Source organism: Sphingomonas sp. BL-S-25, from assembly GCF_055521555.1.
Genome location: NZ_CM145486.1, coordinates 3,328,431 through 3,344,037, shown reverse-complemented (window position 1 = coordinate 3,344,037; position 15,607 = coordinate 3,328,431). Strand labels below are relative to the sequence as shown.

Here is a 15,607-nt window from a genome sequence, read left to right as displayed (position 1 = left end):
GCGCTATGGGGGCGCCATGCGTACCGCCACGATCAGCCGCAAGACGAGCGAAACCTCGATCGCCGTGACCGTCAATCTGGACGGCAGCGGCGAGTATCGCATCTCCACCGGGATCGGCTTTTTCGACCATATGCTCGAGCAATTGAGCCGCCATTCGCTGATCGACCTGGACGTCAAGACGGTCGGCGACCTGCATATCGACCAGCATCATACGGTCGAGGATACCGGGCTGGCGATCGGCGAGGCGGTTGCCCGCGCGCTGGGCGACAAGAAGGGTATTCGCCGCTACGCCGACGCGCTCTCGCCGATGGACGAGACGCTGACGCGCGTCGCAATCGACATTTCGGGCCGCCCTTATCTGGTGTGGAAGACCGAGTTCACCCAGAAGAAGCTGGGCGAGATGGACACCGAGATGGTCGAGCACTGGTTCCACAGCTTCGCGCAGAGCGCCGGCATCACGCTGCATGTCGAGACGTTGTACGGCACCAACAACCATCATATCGCCGAGGCGGCGTTCAAGGGACTGGCCCGCGCGCTGCGCCAGGCGGTCGAGATCGACCCGCGCAAGGCGGATGCGATCCCGAGCACCAAGGGAATATTGTGATGATCGTCGCGATCCTGACCTATACCGTTCCCCTGGCCGAGGTGGACGCGCACCGGCCTGCGCATATCGACTGGCTGAAGGAACAATATGCCGCGGGCGTCATGCTCGCCTCGGGCCGGCAGACCCCGCCCCAGGGCGGCGTGCTGATGCTGGCAGGCACGCGCGCGGAGGCCGAGGCGCTGCTGGCGCAGGATCCGTTCGCAATCCACGGCGTCGCCCATTACCAGCTCGTCGAGTTCGCCCCGACCATGACCGCGCCCGGGCTGGAAGCGCTCGCGCGGTGAGCGTCGCGCTGATCGATTACGGCGCGGGCAATCTTCGGTCGGTCCACAACGCGCTGAACGCGGCGGGTGCCGCGCGTGTCGAGGTGACCGCCGATCCCGAGGCCGTGCTGCGCGCCGACCGGATCGTGCTGCCCGGCGTCGGTGCCTATGGCGCGTGCGCCGCGGGGCTGCGCGCGATCCCCGGCATGGTCGAGGCGCTGGACCAGCGCGTGCGGCGCGACGCGGTACCATTTCTGGGGGTGTGCGTCGGCATGCAGCTGATGGCCGATCGCGGCGAGGAGATGGGCACGCATGCCGGCCTCGGCTGGATCGCCGGCACCGTCCGCGCCCTGCCCGCATCGCCGCAGCTGCGCGTGCCGCATATGGGCTGGAACGATGTGGTGCCGACCCGGCCCCATCCGCTGATCGAGCCGGGCGAGGCCTATTTCCTGCACAGCTTCGCGTTCGACGGCGAGGATGTGCTGGCGACGACCGACCATGGCGGCCCTGTGACCGCCGCGATCGGCCGCGACACCTGTCTGGGCGTCCAGTTTCACCCCGAAAAAAGCCAGCGCTACGGCCTCGCGCTGATCGAAAGGTTCCTCGCATGGCGTCCGTGACTTCTCAGATCCTCCCCGGCACGGAGCGCGAGGATGGATTGCTCCCAGCAATCCAAGATCGTGCCGGTGGCACGATCGACCACGCGCTGGGGACCGACGCGAAGCGGCGGTGGAGGGGGCCCCCCACAAACGCTTCGCCTGCCTCGGGCCCCCTCCACCATCCTGCGGATGGTCCCCCTCCCCGTTCCGGGGAGGATCTGGCATGAGCCTGATCGTCTTCCCCGCAATCGACCTCAAGGGCGGGCAGGTCGTCCGGCTGGCCGAGGGCGATATGGACCGCGCGACCGTCTATGGCGACGATCCCGCGGCACAGGCGGCAGCGTTCATGGCGGCGGGTGCGCAGTGGCTGCACGTCGTCGACCTGGACGGCGCCTTTGCCGGAGAGTCGGTCAACGGGGCCGCGGTGGCGGGCATTCTCCAGGCGTTTGCCGGCAAGGTCCAGCTGGGCGGCGGCATCCGCTCGGCCGAGTCGGTGTCGCATTGGCTCGATCTGGGCGTCGAACGGGTCGTGATCGGCACCGCGGCGCTGGAGAATCCCGACCTGGTCCGCCAGGCGGCGCGCGACAATCCCGGGCGGATCGTGGTCGCGGTCGATGCGCGCGACGGCATGGTCGCGACGCGCGGCTGGGCCGATGTCTCCGACGTGTCGGTGGTCGAGCTGGCGAAGCGGTTCGAGGATGCCGGCGTTGCCGCCCTCCTGTTTACCGATGTCGGTCGCGACGGGCTGCTCAAGGGCTGCAATGTCGAGGCGACGGTGGCACTGGCGCGCGCGGTATCGATCCCGGTCATCGCCAGCGGCGGCGTCACCGACCTGGGCGACATCCACGCGCTGCGCGCTCACGTTGCCGACGGCATCGAAGGCGTGATCACCGGCCGCGCGCTGTACGACGGCCGCCTGGCGCTGGGCGAGGCACTGGAAGCCGCCGCATGATGGCAGCCAACAAAATCCTCCCCGGAACGGGGAGGGGGACCATCCGCAGGATGGTGGAGGGGGCCCGAGGCAAGCGAGCCGTTCGTGGAGGGCCCCCTCCACCGTCGCTTCGCGCCGGTCCCCCTCCCCGTTCCGGGGAGGAATTATGACCGTTCGCGCGCGCGTCATCCCCTGCCTCGACGTTGCCGGGGGGCGGGTCGTGAAGGGGGTGAACTTTGTCGACCTCAAGGACGCCGGCGATCCGGTCGAACAGGCGCGCGCCTATGACGCCGCCGGCGCGGACGAACTCTGCTTCCTCGACATCGGCGCCAGCCACGAAGGCCGCGACACGATCGTCGACGTGGTGCGGCGCACCGCCGAGGTGTGCTTCATGCCGCTGACCGTCGGCGGCGGCGTGCGCAGCGTCGGGGATGCGCGCACGCTGTTGCTGGCCGGCGCGGACAAGGTCGCGGTCAATTCTGCGGCGGTCGCCCGGCCGGAAGTCGTTGCCGAGATCGCCGACCGGATGGGCAGCCAGTGCGTCGTCGCCTCGGTCGATGCCCGCCGGGTCGAGGGGGGCTGGGAAGTCTTCACCCATGGCGGCCGCCGCGCGACCGGGATCGACGCGGTCGAGCATGCGCTGAACCTCGCGCGGCTGGGCGCGGGCGAGCTGCTCGTCACCTCGATGGACCGCGACGGCACGCGCGACGGTTATGACCTCGAGCTGATCCGCACCATCGCCGACCAGGTGACGGTTCCGGTGGTCGCCTCGGGCGGCGTCGGCGGATTGCAGCACCTCGTCGAGGGCATTCGCGACGGCCATGCCTCGGCGGTGCTGGCGGCCTCGATCTTCCACTTTGGCGAAGCGAGCATCGCCGACGCGCATGCCGCACTGGCGGCTGCAGGGATTGCGGTTCGCAGCTGAGCCGTCAGGTCGACGCGCAGGATTGACTTGCGCGTCGCCCTCGGACAGCCGGGGGCAATGGACATGCTCGACCGCCTCGAACAGGTGATCCGCGACCGCCGCCAGGGCGATCCGGCCACTTCCTATGTCGCCAAGCTGACCGCACGCGCGACGGCTATGACCTCGATCTGATCCGCACCATCGCCGATCAGGTTACGGTGCCTGTGGTCGCATCGGGCGGCGTCGGCGGGCTGCAGCATCTGGTCGAGGGCATTCGCGACGGCCATGCCTCGGCGGTGCTGGCGGCCTCGATCTTCCATTTCGGCGAAGCGAGCATCGCCGACGCGCATGCCGCACTGGCGGCGGCGGGGATCGCGGTTCGCAGCTAAGCCTGAGGCTGACGCACAGGATTGACTTGGGCGCCGCCCTCGGACAGCCGGGGGACATGGACATGCTCGACCGCCTCGAACAGGTGATCCGCGACCGCCGCGAGGGCGATCCGGCCACTTCCTATGTCGCCAAGCTGACCGCACGCGGCCGCGCCAAGATCGCGCAAAAGGTCGGCGAGGAGGCGACCGAGACGGTGATCGCCGCGATCCGCGACGACCGCGCCGAGCTGACCGGCGAGGCGGCCGACCTGATCTTTCACCTGCTGGTGCTGCTGGCCGATGCCGGGGTGACGCTGGACGAGGTACGCGCCGAGCTTGCGCGTCGCGAGGGCGTGTCGGGGATCGACGAGAAGGCGGCGCGGCCGCGCGTCTAGCCGGACTGCCCCTACACAATGCTGCAAATGCCCCCTTCCCCGGAGCTCCGAGGGAGGAGAGAACTACCGGCTCCCCTCCCTGGAAGGAGGCAATCGCATTTGCATTTTGCGAGCGGGTGAATCGGCAATTTCCGTGTTCCGGCGAAGGCCGGAACGCAGTTGGAAAGCCTCCCGGCTTTGGAGAAACTCGCCTTCGCTACAACTGGGTTCCGGCCTTCGCCGGAACACAATGCGCTCATCCGATCAAATGCGATAACCCCTGCTTCCAGGGAGGGGATGTCGCTCCATGCCCCTTCCCACCTCCAACGCCGCTGCGCTAAGCCTCCAGAAAAGGAGCCGCCATGCCGATCGACGCCACCCTCCCCTATGATCCGGACAATATCTTCGCGAAGATCCTGCGCGACGAGATCCCGTCGAAGCGGGTCTATGAAGACGAGTTCGCGATCGCCTTCCACGACATCAATCCGCAGGCGCCGCAGCACATCCTGGTGATCCCGCGCGGGCCCTATGTCTCGTGGGACGATTTTTCGGCGCGGGGCAGCGATGCCGAGATTGCCGGCTTCGTCCGCGCGGTCGGCGCGGTGGCGCGTGAGGCGGGAATGGTCGAGCCGGGCTATCGGCTGCTTGCCAATGTCGGCGTGGACGGCGGACAGGAAGTGCCACATCTTCACGTGCATGTGTTCGCGGGCCGGAGGCTGGGGCCGATGCTGGCCCGCTAACGGCCGAAAACCGCGGCGAACTGCGGTTACACGCGTTACAAAATCGTTGCGCCTCCCCGATTTGCGACTAGGCTCCCGGCCTTCAACCAAACGGGGCGGCGCCCGAGCGCCGCGAAGGGGACCCTTTCATGATCTTCGGGCGCGTAAAGCCACTCGATGCCATCCTGGCCACAGCCGAAAAGAAATCGCTTCATCGATCACTGGGCGCGTTCCAGCTGACCATGCTGGGCGTAGGCGCGGTCATCGGTACCGGCATCTTCGTTCTCACCGCCGAGGCCGCGCAGAAGGCGGGCCCGGGCATGATGATCTCGTTCATCATCGCCGGCCTGGTCTGCGCCTTCGCCGCGCTCTGCTATGCCGAGATGGCGTCGATGGTCCCGGTTTCGGGCTCCGCCTATACCTATAGCTATGCGGTCATGGGTGAGCTGATCGCCTGGATGGTGGGATGGGCTCTCATCCTCGAATATGCCGTCGCCGCGGGCGCGGTGTCGGTCGGGTGGTCCGGCTATGTCGTCGGCCTGATCGAACACACGTTCGCGATCGACATCCCCGACACATTGGTGCTCGGGCCGTTCGACGGCGGGCTGATCAACCTGCCGGCGATGGCGATCGCGGGCCTGGTCACCTGGCTGCTGGTCATCGGCACCAAGGAGAGCGCCACCATCAACGCCATCCTGGTGGCAGTGAAGGTAACCGCGCTCACACTGTTCATCGTGCTGGCGATCCCGGTGATGAACAGCGAGCAATTCTCGCCCTTCGCCCCGACCGGCTTCGTCGGCATCTCGATGGCGGCAGCGTCGATCTTCTTCGCCTATGTCGGTTTCGACGCGGTCTCGACCGCGGCCGAGGAAACCAAGAACCCGCAGCGCAACATGCCGATCGGCCTGATCGGCAGCCTGGCGATCTGCACCGTCTTCTACATCCTGGTCGCCGCCGGCGTCATCGGCGCCCCCGGCCTGTCGAGCCAGCCGGTCGTGAGCGCAGCGGGTGCGGTGCTCGAACCCGGCAGCCGCGAGCTTGCCGCCCAGTGCGCCGCGCGCGCGGCAGAGGGCTTCAAGGACGTGGTCTGCTCGAAGGAAGCGCTGGCGTTCACCCTGCGTGAAATCGGCTGGCCGCAGATCGGCAACCTGCTCGGCCTGGCGGCCGGCCTGGCGCTGCCTTCGGTCATCCTGATGATGATGTTCGGCCAGACCCGCATCTTCTTCGTGATGAGCCGCGACGGCCTGCTCCCGCAGTCCTTCTCGAAGATCCACCCGAAGTTCAACACGCCGCACGTGATCACGATCATCACCGGCGTCGCGGTGGCATTGTTCGCCGCCTTCTTCCCGGTGGGTCAGTTGGCCAATATCTCGAACTCGGGCACGCTGTTCGCCTTCGCCGCGGTGGCGATCGCGGTGATGGTGATCCGCCGCCAGGATCCGACCCGTCACCGCCCATTCCGCACCCCTGCGGTGTTCGTGACGGCCCCGATCGCGATCGTCGGCTGCATCTATCTGTTCGTCAGCCTGGATCACAAGAGCATCATCCTGTTCCTGATCTGGGCGGCGATCGGCCTGCTGGTTTATTTCGGCTACAGCCGCAATCGCAGCCATGTCGGCCGCGGGATCGTCGACGTGCCGGAAACGGACGCAGACACCCCGCCCCAGCCGGTCCCGCCGCTGCCGGGCGCACCGACCCCAGGCGGCAAGCAGGCCTAAGGTCCGCACCGTCCGCAAGGGCAACACGAAGAGGCCGGGGTTCACGCCCCGGCCTTTTTCGTTGGAGACTGGTCCAAGCCCCCGCTACTTGCCGTCCCGTCAAGAACTTATTGACGGAACGCTCGTCAATGTAGTATTGACGATTCGTCAAGAATATATTGACGGGGATCAGCATGAATATCGAGCTGCAGCAGGACATCAGACACAAGACGTCGGCACTGGTTCTAGACTGGGCGGCGCACCGTCAACCGCCGTTCACCGGCGAGACGGCGGAAGGGTTCACCGAAGCCATCACCGTCGCCCATCTGGTCGCCGATGAAGCCAAGCTCAGTCTACACCGCTGGATCGATGCAGCGCGCAGGACCGGCATCAGCTGGGCAGAGATCGGAAATGCGCTCGGCATCTCCAAACAGGCAGCACAGCAGCGCTTCAGCGTTGGCGGAACTGGCGCGGCGTTGCTCCAACCGGGCGGGGCACTCATATTCCGTCGCGCCAGATACAGCGCTGTAGGCGAGATGAATATTCTTCGCGAAGAAGGGCTAAGAGGTAGCGAGTTGATTGCAACCGAGAACAACGCGCTCGTCTTTCGGCCGACGAGCGAAATCTGGGAATATCGCAGGCGGATTGGCTTCGGATCGATGCGCAAGGCGATGGTGTCCGAAGGGTGGACACTCGTCTCGACCTGGCCTCCGCTCTCCTACTTCAAGCGACGGGTCGTGGCGGTATAGTGGGAGTCGCGCCTCGGCTCTTCTCGTCGGGGCACCATGCCGACCGGTCCCGACCGATACGAGGCCTGGCAGCCGCCCAACCGAGGGACGTTTCGCCGCCGCGGCGTAACCCCCGCTTCACCGATTAAGGGAACGTCGCCGGCGGAAATCTCGTGCACGGCGAGGCGTTGGGACCGTGAAAAGCAACCGCCAGGGCCCTACCCGATCACGCTGCACCGCTACGAAGTCTTCGCCGACTATTTCCAATTCTATCTGCGCGATGCCGAGGTGCAGGCCGATCCGCCGACCGACTATGTCGAGGCCGACCTGGTGCTGATGGTCAAGGCAGTGCCACATCTGCTGGTGATCCAGCCCGTCCGTAACATGGATGTGCCGGTCGAGATCGAGGTGCTGGACCCGTTACCGAAGCGGATCGAGGAAGGCTGGGACCAGATCGTCGAGGCCAGCCTGGAACTGCCCTCCGGCCGGCTGGAGGTGATGGAATGCGCCACCGGGTCGGTCGACACGATCGACCTCCCGCCCGACACCTATCGCCTACGCGTGCATTTCGGCGGGCTCGATACGCTGAGCGAGGATGGGCTGGACGGCGACGATCGCTACCGCATCGCGCTCTGGCCGGCTCCGGCAGCGCCCATCAAATGCCTGATGCGGCGCAATCGCTGAATCGATTCGTTCAGCTCTGTGCCGCCAGATAGGCGCGGCACATCCGCTTCACCTCCCCACGCAGCAGGTCGATTGCGCCCGGGTCCAGGTTGCGCTCGAACGCATTGCGGATCGTTCCGAAGATCACCGTCACCAGGGTGAGCGCGACGCCGGGCATGTCGCGTGCTTCCAGATCGGGCGCGCTCGCCAGCATCGCCGCGGTCGCGGCATCCACCCGCCCGGCAAAGGCGTCGATCAACGCTTCATTGTCCAGTTCGACCGCGGTCCGGTACAGCGCCCGAGTCACGTCCGCCCGTTCGGTCTTGGCGGCCCAGTAAGTATCGATCAGCGCATCGAGCATCACTGCCACCGGCGCACCCTGGCGCGCTTGGCAAAGCGCCTCGATCCGGTCGGCCAGCGCCTCCAGATAGCGGGCGTTCAGTGCATAGAGCAGCGCCTGCTTGTGCGGGAAATACTGGTACATGCTGCCGACCGACACGCCGGCGCGCTGCGCGACGCGGGTGGTAGTCAGCCGCTGCGGACCATCCGCCACCAAAAGCTGAATGGTCGCCTCGAAAATCGCCTCCAGCGTCGCCGCCGCGCGCGCCTGACGCGGGGTTTTCCGGGGTTTCAGATGGCGCGGCGCGAGGTCGGACATAAGCGAATTCCCGAACTGAAGGATGCTTCATATCTTTGGCGACATCGTCCGAAAAGTGAAGGAGATCCTCATGTCCAACGACACCCGCATTGCCCTCGTCACCGGCGCCAACAAGGGGATCGGCCGCGAGATCGCCCGTCAGCTCGGCCAGGCCGGCATCCACGTCCTGTGCGGCGCGCGCGACGCGGATCGCGGCCGCGCCGCGGCCGACGCACTGGCCGCCGACGGCCTGTCGGTCGAGCCGGTAGAGATCGACCTGACCGCCCCGGCGACCATTGCCGCCGCGGCGGAGACGATTGCCGTCCGGCACGACCGGCTCGACATCCTGGTCAACAATGCCGGCATCGTCGATCCGCAAGACGGTCCGCCCAGCGCCGCGGCCCCGGAGGCGGTCCGCCATATCCTGGAGACCAACTTCATCGGCACGCTGGCGGTGACGCAAGCGATGCTCCCCCTGCTGCGCCGCTCCACCGCCGGCCGGATCGTCAATCTGTCGAGCGCGCTCGGCTCGCTGACGCTGAATGGCGATCCGGCCTCGCCCTATTACTCGGCGCGGCTCATCGGCTACAACGCGTCCAAGGCGGCGCTCAACATGCTCACGGTCCAGCTGGCCGAGGAACTGCGCGGGACGGGCATTGTCGTCAATTCGGTCAGCCCGGGCTATGTCCAGACCGATCTGACCGGCCATAACGGTTTCATGACACCCGAACAGGGCGCCCGGCTGCCCGTGGCATACGCGCTCGGCGGCGCGGAGAGCGGACGCTTTGTCGAGCCGGACGGTGTCACGCCCTGGTGACCATGGCGGCGACGGTGATCGTCTTGCAATCGCTCTTCCGCTGCAGGACACGCTCGGTAGGAGACTGACGACCTGATCGACAGAAGCCGGGCCGGTCCCTGATCCAGGAGGAACACATGCTGTCACCCGTCGCCCTCACCGCCGCGTTCGATCGGGTGACCGACTATTGGTCCCCCAAGGTAATCGGCCGGGTCAACGACCAGCTGCTCAAGGTCGCAAAGCTGAAGGGCGAATTCGTCTGGCACGCGCATCACGGCCAGGACGAGCTGTTCTACATCGTCCGCGGGTCGCTCCGCATCGAGTTCGAGGACGGTCCGGTCGATCTGAACCAGGGCGATTTCCTTACCGTGCCAAGCGGCGTGCGACACAATCCGGTCGCCGCCGAGGAATGCTGGGTGCTGCTGATCGAGCCGGAATCGACCAAGCATACCGGCGACGAGGTGACGCCGCTCACCCGCAGTCTCAACGAGCAACTCAGCTAGGGCCGGGCAAGTGGCTTCTGCCCGTGCTCCGCGCGGCAGCGGCCGGCGCCGCCGCGCTTGGCATTTCCCTCGCGCCTTCAGCCGCCGATGATGCGCAGCGACCTGCTGTTCGGCGAAACGGAAAGCGGCGGCTGCGTTCGTCTTGCGCTCCCGGCTGTTGCGGACGGGCCTTGGACGCTGCAACCAGCGGGAGAGCGGTCTTGGGTGAGACAATGATGGCTGCGCTGGTGTTCGGTATCCTCATCGCTGCGATGGTGATCGACAATCTAGGCGCTGTTGACAAAGTTAGGCAACCACCTGCGGATAGCGGCAAGATTGAGGAAACTGGCGAACGACAGCGCGGTTTTGTCGTAGCGGGTGGCGATGCGGCGTTGATACTTGAGGTGGCCGAACATGCGCTCGATGCGGTTACGGTCTCGGTATCGACGGAAGTCGCAGGCGATGTGTTCGCGCCGGTTGGCCTTTGGCGGGATGATCGGCAGGATGCCGCGCATCAACAGGTTCGCCCGGACCGCATCGCCGTCATACCCTTTATCGGCCAGCAGCGCCTTGGGCTTGTCGACAGGCAACGCCATGAGGTCATCGACAGCGCTATAATCCGATGCCTCCCCGCCAGTCAGGATGAAGCCAAGAGGGCGTCCCTGATTGTCACAACGGGCGTGGACTTTGCACGTAAAGCCGCCGCGTGATCGACCAAAAGCCTCCTTATGAGTCCCCCTTTAGCGCCCGCTGCCGAAACATGGCCGCGAACCGTGGTGCTGTCGATCATGTGCTGCCAGTCGTCGGTCAGCCCGAACTCGACCAGCGTGGCCAGCATCGCATCCCAGACGCCTTGTTCCGCCCAACGCCGGAACCGCACATAGACCGAGTTCCACTTGCCGTAGCGCTCGTGCATGTCGCGCCAGGGGCAGCCAACCCGCAACACATGCAGCATCCCGTTTAGAAATCGCCGATTGTCATGGGCAGGGCGCGCCTTTCGGCCTCGCTCGGACGGCAGCAGCCCTTCGAGCACCGACCATTCCTCGTCCGTCAGATCGCCACGCGCCATCGCCGCCCCCTGCAAAGAGCAGCCTTGAATCAGAGATCAGGTCGTTTGGGAATCCACTTTGTCAACACGACCTAAGCGTTCGGCTCGTGATCCGGCTGCTCGTTAAGCTGGCGGATCGTCTGCCTCCATACCGGCCGGGCGGGCGCTACCGCTCCCAATTGGATCCCGAGAAATACGCTTCGCTTCGAAGGCCCCTAAAGCGCAGCTGAGTCAAAGTTGCCAAGCGGTCGGCCCGCGCGGCTGGCGCGTTCGTGCCTTACATGCGCTTGGCGCGACGGGAGCTCAGCGCGAGCTTGGCGATCAACTCGTCGGGGATCGGCCTGTCAGCCGAAAAGGTCACCCCGGTCTTGGTCGCCTTGAGCTTCAACGACGCGATCTCGTCGGCATGCTCGGCAATCGCGCGTGGATCGACGTAAAGCCCCGCATTGTCTGCTGAATGCGGCATAGCCGGCGACGATCGCGCCCTCGACCCGCAAGCCGGGCATATCATGGCTGATGACTTCCTCGGCGTCGGGCAGTGCATGCGCCAGCTGCGCGCGCAGCTTGCCCAGCAGGGCCCGGAACTGCTCCGGCGCCGCGGCGATATAGGCATCATGGTCCGTTAACTTTGTCATAACGACAGCATGGTGTTTCGGACGCCTCGGGGCAATGACGCGAACGTCGTTTGCGGTTATACTGTACAGCATTATGATCGAGTCATGATGAGAACCGCCTTCAGAGCATTCCTCTGGTCGATCATCTTTCTGACGATTGCTGCGCCGGTGGGCTATGTAGTGGCGCCCGGCTGGGCACGCACCAATGCGCCCGTTGCTCAGCCGCTTTCCTCGGGCGGCCTGCTGATCAACCTCTACGCCGCCGGGGACTTTCAGACGAGTCGTGGAAGGTGGCCGATCACCTACTCCACCATCTATTCCGACGTCGGACCGATAAGAGGTTACATTCGCGGTCGCACTGACGGTTCTCGCGCTTACGACTACCGGATCACCCTGACATCACGAGACGGTGTTACGACACAGGTCGGATGCAATCCCGCCCGTGACGATGTCTGTGTATTTCGCGCCGATCTCGGCAGGAGCGACCTGACAAAAGGACTGACCGTGTCGGTCAGCGACGCCGGGACCAGCAAGACGGTGGTGCAGCCACACACCATCATGTTCACCCGCAAGTCCAGCTATTCGCTCGCGCTCTGGGACACGCTGATGGGCGTTTGAACAGGGCGCCTTTCTGTGCCGACTGCCGAGTCAAGCGGGCCCGCATAGCGCCAAAGATCGGGAGACACCACGCTCCTGGAGCAAGCGGCATCGCCTCCCGCGATCCCTCTCTGCGCCTCCGCGTCTCTGCGCGAACCAATTTCCCGGCATCCTCGGCGACACGCTTGAACCCGCCCCACCCCTCGGCCAGTCTCGCGCGATGAGCCTGCGCCACGCCCATGATTTCATCGCCCGTGCGGCAAGCGATCCCACGCTCGCCGCCGCGATCGAGGGGTTCGGGTTCGATGTGACGCTGGACGACATCGCGGCCATTGCCGCGACGCGCGGCCTCGATTGCACGCCCGACGAGATCCGCCGCGCGCATCGCCAGTCGCGTGCACTGGCGGCCGTCGCGCGGGGTCAGGCGCGCCCGGGCTGAAGCGGGAAGGGTTCGGGGGCAGGCAGCTTCGCCTCCAGCGCGGCGGCGAGCGCCATGTAATTGCCCTCCTCGACCAGGAAGTTGCGAAAGAAGCTTTCGGGCTTGTTGAGGAAGATCGGCAGGACGAAGCGGCGCAGCCGGTCGAGGTCGCGCCCGATCTCGCGGTGGACGCGGCGCGAATGGTCGAGGCCGTCGGGATCGGTCGAGGTGCCCGCCAGCTTCTCGGCGATCACCGCCGCCGCGATCGCGCCGCTGGCCAGCGCGAAGCGGATGCCCTCGCCCAGGATCGGCTCGACCAGGCTGGCGGCATCGCCGACCAGGCAGGCGCGCCGGGTCGAGATCGGCACCGGGCCGTCATAGATCGGGATCGGATGGCCGCGGCGTACCTCGCCGCGCACCGCGCCGGGCGGCAGTGCCTGTTCCAGATAGGTGTCGAGCAGCCCCGGCAGTCCGGTGGCGCGGGTCCAGCTGCCGACGCCGCACGACAGATAGCCTTTCTTGGGGAAGATCCAGCCATAGCCGCCGGGCACCACGCCGAAGTTGAAGCTCATCCGCTTCCCCTCCAGCGCCCAGGCTTCCTCGCTCGGCTCGATATGCGCATCGATCGCCAGCGCCGGGCGCGTCCGCCGGCCCAGCCCCAGCGCCGCCGCGGTCCGCCCCGCCGCACCGTCGCCGCCGACCAGGTAGCGCGCGCGCACCGTCTCGCCGCCGCGCAGCGTCACGGTCACGCCGTCCGCCTCCTCGGTCACCGCCTCGACGCCGCAATCGTCACGCAGCTCGATGTTCGATCCGCCCGCCGCCAGCGCGCGTTCGAGGATGTGGAGATCGAACGTCCGCCGGTCGATCATCCAGGCGCCATAGCCAAAGTCGCGCTCGACCACCGTGCCGAAGTCGAGCTGCCACAGCGACTGGTCGACATGCGCCTCGACCAGATGGCTGAAGTCCCAGCCGAGCAGTGCCTTGACCGGGCCGACGGTCAGCGCGCCGCCGCACGCCTTGTCGCGCGGCAGCTTGCGCTTCTCGATCACGAGCAGCTTCGCGCCCGCCTCGGCCAGGCGCAGCGCGGCCAGCGCGCCGCCCGGTCCCGTTCCCACCACGATCGCGTCAAGCATGGCCGCTCCCCTGCAGCATCGGCGCGAGCGCCAGATAGGCCTTGGCCGGGAGCATGCGCCCGCCGGCCAGGTTCAGTTTCACATGATTGACGAAGCCCGCAAGGTGCGACGCACCGCCGCGCGCCAGATCGGCGGCGATCATCGCATCGGGCCAATCGGCGCGGGCGTCGATCGGCGTGATCGTCACCGGCCACTCGGTGAGCGCGGCGACCCGTGGCACTTCGGCCAGCCCCGCCACGACCAGCCGATCGAGCAGCGCCGCACGGGCGGCAGCGCCGGCCGCGGTCTGGGCGGGGATCACTTCGATCCCGCATTCGGGCACCGGTCCAGGCGCGAAGCCCAGCACCAGCCGCGTCGCGTCACAGTGCAATTCGGGCCAGGCAAGCAGGTCGAGCAACCGTGCCGGGTCGCCGGGCCAGCCGATCTCGCGCAGCAGCTGCGCCACCGGCCCCGGCGCGACGTCGCGGATCATGCAGCGCAGCTGCGCGTCGCGCGACAGCATCGCGCCGACCAGCCGCCCGCCGGTCATCCCCAGCGCCTCCGCCCGGTCCAGCGTGTCGATCAGCCGCGACCAGGCCTCGGCAGCATGGGGCGCAACGGCCATGACGAAGCGCTCGCCGGCATCGCGGTCTGCCAGCGCGCCGCGATCGAACGCGGCGAAGACCGCCGGCGCGGCGATCCAGCCATCGGGGCCGTCGTCATGTTCCAGCCCGATCTCGACGATCGACGGCTCGGTTGCCCAGCTTGCGGCAAACCCGGCCAGCCGCGCCCAGGCGGGATCGGCACCTGCCAGCGCCGCACGCTGCCGGGCGAGCGCGCTAAGCGCAGCCGTGCCGCCATGCGCGGCGAAGAAATGCTGCGACACATCGATCGCGCGATCGTCACCGGCGAGCCGGCATTCGAAATAGAGCTGCACCCCCGGTGCCAGCCAATCGGCCGCTCGCCGCAACGCACCTGCCCCCGCCTCGTCGAGCAGCGCCAGCGGAAAATGGGCGATGGCAAGCTCGATCAGCTGCGCGGCAAAGCGGCTCATGCGAACAGGCGCGGGATCAGCGCCGCCGCGACCTGGGGCAGCGCGTCGAGCCGGTCCGGCAGGGTCAGCGTGCGCACCGGCACGCGCATCGCCACGCCCGCCAGCCAGGCAAGCTCGCGCCGCCGCCCCTCGCGTCCCGGCGCCAGCATGCCGTGCAGATTCGCCGCAAGCTCGGCCAGCCGCTCGGCCACCGGCATCTCCGCGATCGCCGGTTCGGACAGGGCCGGGTCTCGCGGCAGCACGCGGTAGATGGCGTCGAGCCGCACCGGGCGATCCTCGAACAGCGCCGGATCATGGACGCCAACCTTGGCCATCTCGGTCGTGGTCGGGAACAAGATGCCAGTATCGCCGCTCAGCCCGAGCTGTTCCGCGCTGTCGGGCCACAGGCGCAGCCGCGCGCGGCCTGGCTGCACCATCAGCGCATCGCCGTCGCGGGCCAGCGCGACCATGTCGTCGGTGACCAGCCGGCATCCCTGGCGCACCAGCGCCCAGGCGAGGCTCGACTTGCCGACGCCCGACGCCCCCATCAGCGCGATGGCCCGGTCGCCATGCGCCAGCGCGGTGGCATGGAGGCAGGTACAGCCCGCCAGCCGCATCGCCCGGCCCAGGATCGGCCCCTCGATCAGATTGGCGACCTCGGCCGCGTCGGGATGGATCGTCTCGACGACGATTTCGGCGCCGTCCTCGCGGATCGCGACATCGGCGACGTTACCGCGATAGTCATAGCGGATCCGGTGCCAGCGGCGGTCGGCGGAGCGGTAATAGTGAATCGTCGCCCAGTCGGGCACGACCTCGCTGGAATGGTCGTCCAGCCACGCGTCTGCCAGCGCGGCGGCAATGCCGCGCGTCACGCGAATCTCGGGCGCCCCGATCGGCGCCACTTCCGGCAGTCCGGTCAGCGGCAGCTCGCTGGCAATCCCGGCAACGCCGAGGCGATAATGGTTCATGGTGCCGATAAAACAACGGCCGGCGGGGCCCGTTCCGGGCGCCGCGCCGGCC

General features: G+C 67.2%; 20 protein-coding genes and 2 pseudogenes. 16 read left to right on the top strand and 6 right to left on the bottom strand.

All coding sequences use genetic code 11. The annotated features are described in order from the left end of the window. Positions 1-16: 16 nt before the first annotated feature. From hisB to ACZ1H8_RS16125, 12 genes and pseudogenes are all read left to right on the top strand, one after another. Entirely contained in the window at positions 17-604 is a 588-nt protein-coding gene (gene hisB / locus ACZ1H8_RS16180; RefSeq protein WP_465178207.1) for an imidazoleglycerol-phosphate dehydratase HisB, read from the top strand. Next, positions 604-888: a YciI family protein gene (locus tag ACZ1H8_RS16175; RefSeq protein ID WP_110153639.1), complete on the top strand. Its 285-nt coding sequence runs from the start codon at positions 604-606 to the stop codon at positions 886-888. Before hisB ends, ACZ1H8_RS16175 begins: the two co-directional genes overlap by 1 nt. After that, on the top strand, positions 885-1,487 hold the full coding sequence (gene hisH / locus ACZ1H8_RS16170; RefSeq protein WP_465178206.1) for an imidazole glycerol phosphate synthase subunit HisH: 603 nt from the start codon (positions 885-887) through the stop codon (positions 1,485-1,487). Before ACZ1H8_RS16175 ends, hisH begins: the two co-directional genes overlap by 4 nt. Before the next feature lie 202 nt (positions 1,488-1,689). Then, complete coding sequence (gene hisA, locus ACZ1H8_RS16165) at positions 1,690-2,418, top strand: 1-(5-phosphoribosyl)-5-[(5-phosphoribosylamino)methylideneamino]imidazole-4-carboxamide isomerase (RefSeq protein ID WP_465178205.1); 729 nt, start codon at positions 1,690-1,692, stop codon at positions 2,416-2,418. A gap of 145 nt (positions 2,419-2,563) precedes the next feature. Further along, the gene (hisF, locus tag ACZ1H8_RS16160) at positions 2,564-3,322 is read left to right on the top strand and encodes an imidazole glycerol phosphate synthase subunit HisF (RefSeq protein ID WP_465178203.1); all 759 of its coding nucleotides are present in this window, start codon (positions 2,564-2,566) and stop codon (positions 3,320-3,322) included. A gap of 57 nt (positions 3,323-3,379) precedes the next feature. Continuing rightward, positions 3,380-3,493 (top strand): phosphoribosyl-ATP pyrophosphatase, encoded by a 114-nt coding sequence (locus ACZ1H8_RS16155; protein ID WP_465178202.1) that lies wholly within the window; start codon positions 3,380-3,382, stop codon positions 3,491-3,493. Further along, a pseudogene (locus tag ACZ1H8_RS16150) lies at positions 3,472-3,690 on the top strand (HisA/HisF-related TIM barrel protein); the annotation flags it as partial. The gene ACZ1H8_RS16155 and the pseudogene ACZ1H8_RS16150, both read left to right, overlap by 22 nt. A 56-nt stretch (positions 3,691-3,746) precedes the next feature. Then, on the top strand, positions 3,747-4,064 hold the full coding sequence (locus ACZ1H8_RS16145; protein ID WP_465178201.1) for a phosphoribosyl-ATP diphosphatase: 318 nt from the start codon (positions 3,747-3,749) through the stop codon (positions 4,062-4,064). Positions 4,065-4,405: 341 nt separating this feature from the next. Beyond that, a complete protein-coding gene (locus tag ACZ1H8_RS16140) occupies positions 4,406-4,783 on the top strand; it encodes a histidine triad nucleotide-binding protein (RefSeq protein WP_465178200.1) in 378 nt (125 codons plus the stop codon). Between the two features lie 128 nt (positions 4,784-4,911). Then, entirely contained in the window at positions 4,912-6,480 is a 1,569-nt protein-coding gene (locus tag ACZ1H8_RS16135; protein WP_465178199.1) for an amino acid permease, read from the top strand. 173 nt (positions 6,481-6,653) lie between these two features. Next, a complete protein-coding gene (locus tag ACZ1H8_RS16130) occupies positions 6,654-7,208 on the top strand; it encodes a hypothetical protein (RefSeq protein WP_465178198.1) in 555 nt (184 codons plus the stop codon). Positions 7,209-7,244: 36 nt separating this feature from the next. Continuing rightward, entirely contained in the window at positions 7,245-7,871 is a 627-nt protein-coding gene (locus tag ACZ1H8_RS16125) for a hypothetical protein (RefSeq protein WP_465178197.1), read from the top strand. Between the two features lie 10 nt (positions 7,872-7,881). On the opposite strand, the gene ACZ1H8_RS16120 is transcribed toward ACZ1H8_RS16125, so the two are convergent. Beyond that, complete coding sequence (locus ACZ1H8_RS16120; RefSeq protein WP_465178196.1) at positions 7,882-8,508, bottom strand: TetR/AcrR family transcriptional regulator; 627 nt, start codon at positions 8,506-8,508, stop codon at positions 7,882-7,884. A 70-nt stretch (positions 8,509-8,578) separates the two neighbouring features. Here ACZ1H8_RS16120 and ACZ1H8_RS16115 point away from each other — a divergent pair, with 70 nt between their 5' ends. Continuing rightward, a complete protein-coding gene (locus ACZ1H8_RS16115; protein ID WP_465178195.1) occupies positions 8,579-9,304 on the top strand; it encodes an SDR family NAD(P)-dependent oxidoreductase in 726 nt (241 codons plus the stop codon). A 116-nt stretch (positions 9,305-9,420) separates the two neighbouring features. Then, positions 9,421-9,786: a cupin domain-containing protein gene (locus ACZ1H8_RS16110; protein ID WP_465178194.1), complete on the top strand. Its 366-nt coding sequence runs from the start codon at positions 9,421-9,423 to the stop codon at positions 9,784-9,786. A 266-nt stretch (positions 9,787-10,052) separates the two neighbouring features. On the opposite strand, the pseudogene ACZ1H8_RS16105 reads toward ACZ1H8_RS16110, so the two are convergent. Continuing rightward, positions 10,053-10,834 (bottom strand): annotated as a pseudogene (locus ACZ1H8_RS16105) (IS5 family transposase). A 256-nt stretch (positions 10,835-11,090) separates the two neighbouring features. Next, positions 11,091-11,279, bottom strand: coding sequence for a hypothetical protein (locus tag ACZ1H8_RS16100; RefSeq protein ID WP_465178193.1), 189 nt, complete (start codon positions 11,277-11,279; stop codon positions 11,091-11,093). Between the two features lie 253 nt (positions 11,280-11,532). On the opposite strand from ACZ1H8_RS16100, the gene ACZ1H8_RS16095 reads away from it, so the two are divergent. Further along, the gene (locus ACZ1H8_RS16095) at positions 11,533-12,045 is read left to right on the top strand and encodes a hypothetical protein (RefSeq protein ID WP_465178192.1); all 513 of its coding nucleotides are present in this window, start codon (positions 11,533-11,535) and stop codon (positions 12,043-12,045) included. 199 nt (positions 12,046-12,244) lie between these two features. Continuing rightward, positions 12,245-12,463 carry a Nif11-like leader peptide family RiPP precursor gene (locus ACZ1H8_RS16090; protein WP_465178191.1) on the top strand — a complete coding sequence of 73 codons (219 nt, stop codon included), beginning with the start codon at positions 12,245-12,247 and terminating at the stop codon, positions 12,461-12,463. On the opposite strand, the gene ACZ1H8_RS16085 is transcribed toward ACZ1H8_RS16090, so the two are convergent. The 3 genes from ACZ1H8_RS16085 to ACZ1H8_RS16075 are packed head-to-tail and all read right to left on the bottom strand — an operon-like array spanning position 12,445 to position 15,555. After that, the gene (locus ACZ1H8_RS16085; protein ID WP_465178190.1) at positions 12,445-13,575 is read right to left on the bottom strand and encodes a geranylgeranyl reductase family protein; all 1,131 of its coding nucleotides are present in this window, start codon (positions 13,573-13,575) and stop codon (positions 12,445-12,447) included. The two genes, ACZ1H8_RS16090 and ACZ1H8_RS16085, sit on opposite strands and share 19 nt — an antisense overlap. Then, positions 13,568-14,608: a hypothetical protein gene (locus ACZ1H8_RS16080; protein WP_465178189.1), complete on the bottom strand. Its 1,041-nt coding sequence runs from the start codon at positions 14,606-14,608 to the stop codon at positions 13,568-13,570. Before ACZ1H8_RS16080 ends, ACZ1H8_RS16085 begins: the two co-directional genes overlap by 8 nt. Then, positions 14,605-15,555, bottom strand: coding sequence for a hypothetical protein (locus tag ACZ1H8_RS16075; RefSeq protein ID WP_465178188.1), 951 nt, complete (start codon positions 15,553-15,555; stop codon positions 14,605-14,607). Before ACZ1H8_RS16075 ends, ACZ1H8_RS16080 begins: the two co-directional genes overlap by 4 nt. Between the last annotated feature and the right edge of the window lie 52 nt (positions 15,556-15,607).

Coding starts and splice junctions, on each gene's coding strand:
- hisB (WP_465178207.1), top strand. CDS start 17: ATGCGTACCGCCACGATCAGCCGCAAGACGAGCGAAACCTCGATCGCC.
- ACZ1H8_RS16175 (WP_110153639.1), top strand. CDS start 604: ATGATCGTCGCGATCCTGACCTATACCGTTCCCCTGGCCGAGGTGGAC.
- hisA (WP_465178205.1), top strand. CDS start 1,690: ATGAGCCTGATCGTCTTCCCCGCAATCGACCTCAAGGGCGGGCAGGTC.
- hisF (WP_465178203.1), top strand. CDS start 2,564: ATGACCGTTCGCGCGCGCGTCATCCCCTGCCTCGACGTTGCCGGGGGG.
- ACZ1H8_RS16155 (WP_465178202.1), top strand. CDS start 3,380: ATGGACATGCTCGACCGCCTCGAACAGGTGATCCGCGACCGCCGCCAG.
- ACZ1H8_RS16145 (WP_465178201.1), top strand. CDS start 3,747: ATGGACATGCTCGACCGCCTCGAACAGGTGATCCGCGACCGCCGCGAG.
- ACZ1H8_RS16140 (WP_465178200.1), top strand. CDS start 4,406: ATGCCGATCGACGCCACCCTCCCCTATGATCCGGACAATATCTTCGCG.
- ACZ1H8_RS16135 (WP_465178199.1), top strand. CDS start 4,912: ATGATCTTCGGGCGCGTAAAGCCACTCGATGCCATCCTGGCCACAGCC.
- ACZ1H8_RS16130 (WP_465178198.1), top strand. CDS start 6,654: ATGAATATCGAGCTGCAGCAGGACATCAGACACAAGACGTCGGCACTG.
- ACZ1H8_RS16125 (WP_465178197.1), top strand. CDS start 7,245: ATGCCGACCGGTCCCGACCGATACGAGGCCTGGCAGCCGCCCAACCGA.
- ACZ1H8_RS16120 (WP_465178196.1), bottom strand. CDS start 8,508: ATGTCCGACCTCGCGCCGCGCCATCTGAAACCCCGGAAAACCCCGCGT.
- ACZ1H8_RS16115 (WP_465178195.1), top strand. CDS start 8,579: ATGTCCAACGACACCCGCATTGCCCTCGTCACCGGCGCCAACAAGGGG.
- ACZ1H8_RS16110 (WP_465178194.1), top strand. CDS start 9,421: ATGCTGTCACCCGTCGCCCTCACCGCCGCGTTCGATCGGGTGACCGAC.
- ACZ1H8_RS16100 (WP_465178193.1), bottom strand. CDS start 11,279: ATGCCGCATTCAGCAGACAATGCGGGGCTTTACGTCGATCCACGCGCG.
- ACZ1H8_RS16095 (WP_465178192.1), top strand. CDS start 11,533: ATGATGAGAACCGCCTTCAGAGCATTCCTCTGGTCGATCATCTTTCTG.
- ACZ1H8_RS16090 (WP_465178191.1), top strand. CDS start 12,245: ATGAGCCTGCGCCACGCCCATGATTTCATCGCCCGTGCGGCAAGCGAT.
- ACZ1H8_RS16085 (WP_465178190.1), bottom strand. CDS start 13,575: ATGCTTGACGCGATCGTGGTGGGAACGGGACCGGGCGGCGCGCTGGCC.
- ACZ1H8_RS16080 (WP_465178189.1), bottom strand. CDS start 14,608: ATGAGCCGCTTTGCCGCGCAGCTGATCGAGCTTGCCATCGCCCATTTT.
- ACZ1H8_RS16075 (WP_465178188.1), bottom strand. CDS start 15,555: ATGAACCATTATCGCCTCGGCGTTGCCGGGATTGCCAGCGAGCTGCCG.